Below are 1,021 nucleotides of genomic sequence, written 5' to 3'. Positions count from 1 at the left end.
TGTCGGACCCGACGCCGGCGGCACGCCTCGCGGCCGCGTGGAGCTCGGCGCGGCCCGGCATCCCCACGACGTGCAGTGCCGGCCCGGAGAGCGGGGTGTGCTGGCGTACCTCGCGGCGACCGTCGGTGGCGAACCCGTGGACCGGCACGTCGAGACCCCCCGGCTCCAGGTCGAAGCCGAGCCAGTCGCGGTGGGCGGCGTGGAGGAGTGACGACGGCGAGAACGGCAACGCCAAGGGGGTGTCGGTCGCCGTGTCGAGCGGGAACTCGCCGGCCCAGTAGGGCCTCTCGAACGGCAGGGGCATGCCCTCGTCCTCGACGATCCGGTCGTCGGCCCCGGCGAACGCCCGCACGAGCCGCCCCGACTCCCACCGGGCGAATCCGCTCACCCCGTCCTCCGCATCCTGGGCGAACAGCAGGATGGTGGGCGCCTCGACCAGTTTCAGCCACGACTCCGGGGTGGCGGACGGCGTGATGGGCCCCTCCATCGGGGTCTGGACGACGGTGAGTCCCGGGAACGAGCCCACGTAGATCTCCCCCGGCCCGGCCGAGGCCGAGCGGTTGAGCGGGAACGCGCCCAGGGACGCCACCGTGACCGTCGGGAACAGCCGCGACAGCAGACGTCGCGCGAAACCCGGGTCGGACGGCTGTCCCGCCCGGATCGGTGCGGCGGGATCGTCCGTGGCCAGATACCAGAAGGTTGCGACGTGGTGTCCCATGACCGGACTCAGTCGTCCTTACCGCGGACCCCGAGCAGGACGTCCTCCCACGAGGGCATCGTGGGATGACGGCGCGAGGGGCGTCGTTCGGGTTCGGTGGGCGTGGGCTGGAGGAAGTCCTCGTTGTCGGTGTTGTCGTCGTCGTCGTCGTTGTCGTTGTCGTTCCCGCCACGGACCCCCGCGGGGCGGGAGGCGCCGGACGTCGGCTCCGACCGCCCGGACGCCACCGGTCCCGTCCCCGCGGGAGGGGCGGATGCGGCGGGGGTGGACGGTCCGGCTGGTGTCGACGATCCGGCTGGGGTG

General features: G+C 73.3%; 1 protein-coding gene and 1 pseudogene. Both read right to left on the bottom strand.

The features are described 5' to 3' along the window. Positions 1–718, bottom strand: a 718-nt coding sequence (locus tag G6023_RS10240) for a DUF6928 family protein (protein ID WP_182635358.1), incomplete at its 3' end; no start/stop codon positions are given. 8 nt (positions 719–726) lie between these two features. Further along, positions 727–1,021 (bottom strand): annotated as a pseudogene (locus tag G6023_RS10235) (septation protein SepH); the annotation flags it as partial.

The sequence above is a fragment of the Dietzia sp. DQ11-71 genome, from assembly GCF_014144995.1.
Taxonomy (GTDB): Bacteria; Actinomycetota; Actinomycetes; order Mycobacteriales; family Mycobacteriaceae; genus Dietzia; species Dietzia kunjamensis.
The sequence above is the reverse complement of the archived record's forward strand: the minus strand, read 5'-3'. Positions and strand labels throughout refer to the sequence as shown.